The following is a 2,888-nucleotide window of genomic DNA, read 5'->3' on the forward strand; positions in this document are numbered from 1 at the left end:
GCACCGCGATGCCCAGCCGCTTGCCCGCCTCGATGATCTCCTTCGTCATTTCGATATCGGCTCGTGAGGGTGTGGGGTCGCCCGACGGGTGATTGTGGACTAGGATGATGGCGGTGGCCGAGAGTTCGAGGGCGCGCCTGACCACCTCGCGCGGGTAGACGGGCGTATGGTCGACGGTGCCTGTCTGCTGAACCTCGTCGGCGATCAGCGCGTTCTTCTTGTCGAGGAACAGGATGCGGAACTGCTCGCGCGCCTCGAAGGCCATGACCGACCGGCAATAGGCAAGAAGCTGTGTCCAGGACGAGAGGACTTCGCGACCCTGCACCTCTCCGCGCGCCATGCGCTGCGCGGTTGCCGCGACGATCTTGAGATCGAGCGCCACCGCAGGGCCAATGCCCTTGACTTCCTGCAAGAGGCCAACCGGCGCCCCGAGCACTTCGGCCAGCGTGCCGAAGCGCGCCAGCAGCGCCTTGGCCGCCGGTTTGGTGTCGGCACGAGGGATCAGGCGAAAAAGCAGAAGTTCCAGAAGTTCGTAATCGGGCAGGGCGTCCGGACCCGCCAGGGCAAAACGCTCGCGCAGTCGGTCGCGGTGACCGAGGTAATGCGGCTTTTCGTCGAGCGTCGCCTTGGCTTTCGCCGCAGGCCGCATCGGCGCTTCGGAGAAGAAACTCCGCTCGTCGTCGTCGTTTGTGTTCCCCATACACCGCCCACATTGCTCCAGCGCAGACATTAGAACTGTTCTGGCCGGGATTGAAACAGTTCTGTTCCCCGATCGCGAGACGTCCCACGGCAGATCGTCGCTACGGCTTTCTCATACGGCAAGATGAAACCACGATTGCGCAACAAAACTTAACATCACTTAACGCATGCGGCCACTTTCACCTGACATGTTGGCGCCATCGGAGGCTCGTTGCCTCGCTATACTGGAGCGCGCATGTTCGCCAAAATTGACTCTGGACTGTTGGCCGGCCGGGCATCTCTCGCGGCCATGGCAATCCTGCTTTCGACGCATTCGGAGGGCGCGCTGGCGGCAGACGCCATTGCGGTGAATTCCGATGATTTTACCCTGCCGCCCGAGCCTTCCCGTTTCGGGCGTTTCGAACAGAAGCTGTCCGACTGGCATGTCGTGGTCGGCGGCGGCGCCATCATCGTCCCCAAATACGAAGGCAGCAATGAGTTCAAGATCATGCCGGTGCCTTTCGTCACGGCGACATTCCTCGACACGGTGACGATCGACCCGACAGGTGCCAACATCGCCGTCTATGAACAAGGACCGTTCGCGTTCAGCGCTCGGCTTGGCTACGAGATGGGCCGCAAGGAAGACGACTCCGACCATCTGCGCGGCTTGGGGGACGTCGACATGGGCGCGACGGTCGGCGTGAAGGCAGCGGCGAAGTTCGGTCCGGCCGAAATATTCGCGCAACTCGACAAGACCATCGGCGGCAGCGATGGCCTTGAGGGCAGGGTGGGGATCGAGGTGACCCGGCCTCTGTCTCAATCGTTGATGATCGGCGCCAGCGCGTCCGCCGTCTTCGCCGACGAAAATTACATGCAGGCCTATTTTGGTGTCACGCCCGAACAATCGGCTCGCTCGGGGCTGGCGCGCTATGATGCCGGTGCCGGTTTGAAGCGCGCCGATTTTTCGATTTCCGCCACATATATGCTCGACGAGAGCTGGATGGTGCGCGGCGAAGCGGGGGTCGGTGTTCTCTTGGGTGACGCTGCCGACAGCCCTGTTGTCGTCGAAAAGATCCAGCCTTCAGGGATGCTTCTCGTCGGATATCGGTTCTGACGCCTACCCAGGCACCAAATGCAGGCTAGACAAACTCCGGAATGGCACAGCAACGGCACCAAAGCGATTTGAGCGCCGAATCCAGGTCGGCAAGGCAAGGTTCGCGCATCCTCATTGTCGAAGACGATCTTGAGATCGCGCGCATGCTGGGCGAGACGCTCACCGACAACGGCATGATCGTGGAAATTGCCGAGAGCGGCGTCCAGATGAACGCCGCGCTTCGCAACCAGAAATTCGATCTCATCGTGCTCGATGTCATGCTGCCGGGCGAAAACGGTCTCAACATCTGCCGCCGTCTTCGTGCCGGAACCAACATTCCGATCCTGATGCTGACCGCGCTCGGTGAGGAAATCGACCGCATCTTCGGGCTGGAAATCGGCGCCGACGACTATGTGACGAAACCGTTCAGCGCGCGCGAATTGACGGCCAGGATACGGGCGCTGCTGCGCCGCACAGCCTATGCTCCAGACGAGCGGGACTGGTCGAAGGTGCTTCGTTTCAACGGCTGGCGCCTCGATCCAATACGCCGGCAATTGCATGACCCCAACAATGCGCGGGTTACGACCACGACGCATGAATTCGACCTGTTGCTTGCCTTTTGTCGCAATGCGGGCCGGGTTCTCTCTCGCGAGGAACTTCTGGGCGTAACCCATGCCGGGCTCGCGGGGCCGATCGAGCGTAGCGTCGATGTCCATATCAGTCGAATCCGCAGGAAGATCGAAAAGGATGCGCGCGATCCGGTGCTTTTGAGGACCGTTCGGTTGGGTGGCTATATCTTCACCGCGACGGTGGAGGAAGCATGAGTGATATCCTCCGCCGTTTCCTGCCGCAGTCTGTGCGTGGGCAGTTTGTGGCGATCATTTTCATCGCGGTGATCGTGATCATGTTCGTCGGTTCGGTCGTTGAGAGTTTCATAGAGAACGTCGACCTTCCCGCCGCGGAAGATAACGCAAGGCGTGCAGGCGTTGTTGCTGCCTTGTTGCAAGAAACGCCGGCGGAGGCGCGTAGCGCAATTCTGGCGACAGCAAAGCGGGCCGGCTTTGATTTCGAGATATTGCCCAGGGACCAGATAGCCGGCATTCCCCAGTCCTATCTG

3 protein-coding genes and 1 pseudogene are annotated in these 2,888 nt (G+C 60.8%); 3 read left to right on the plus strand and 1 reads right to left on the minus strand.

Translation table 11 applies throughout. From position 1 onward, the window contains the following. Window positions 1–700: RadC family protein (gene radC, locus EN939_RS28180; protein WP_164751286.1), on the minus strand; the 700-nt coding region annotated here is incomplete at its 3' end. A gap of 234 nt (window positions 701–934) precedes the next feature. Here radC and EN939_RS28185 point away from each other — a divergent pair. The 3 genes and pseudogenes from EN939_RS28185 to EN939_RS28195 all read left to right on the plus strand — a co-directional run. Beyond that, window positions 935–1,792 carry a MipA/OmpV family protein gene (locus tag EN939_RS28185; RefSeq protein ID WP_127270995.1) on the plus strand — a complete coding sequence of 286 codons (858 nt, stop codon included), beginning with the start codon at window positions 935–937 and terminating at the stop codon, window positions 1,790–1,792. A 41-nt stretch (window positions 1,793–1,833) separates the two neighbouring features. Next, the gene (locus tag EN939_RS28190) at window positions 1,834–2,595 is read left to right on the plus strand and encodes a response regulator (protein ID WP_032900681.1); all 762 of its coding nucleotides are present in this window, start codon (window positions 1,834–1,836) and stop codon (window positions 2,593–2,595) included. Next, window positions 2,592–2,888: pseudogene (locus tag EN939_RS28195) on the plus strand (sensor histidine kinase); the annotation flags it as partial. The gene EN939_RS28190 and the pseudogene EN939_RS28195, both read left to right, overlap by 4 nt.

Origin of the sequence: Mesorhizobium sp. M7A.F.Ca.CA.002.05.1.1, assembly GCF_003998335.1 — a bacterium.
Lineage (GTDB): Bacteria > Pseudomonadota > Alphaproteobacteria > Rhizobiales > Rhizobiaceae > Mesorhizobium.

Coding starts and splice junctions, on each gene's coding strand:
- EN939_RS28190 (WP_032900681.1), top strand. CDS start 1,834: ATGGCACAGCAACGGCACCAAAGCGATTTGAGCGCCGAATCCAGGTCG.
- EN939_RS28185 (WP_127270995.1), top strand. CDS start 935: ATGTTCGCCAAAATTGACTCTGGACTGTTGGCCGGCCGGGCATCTCTC.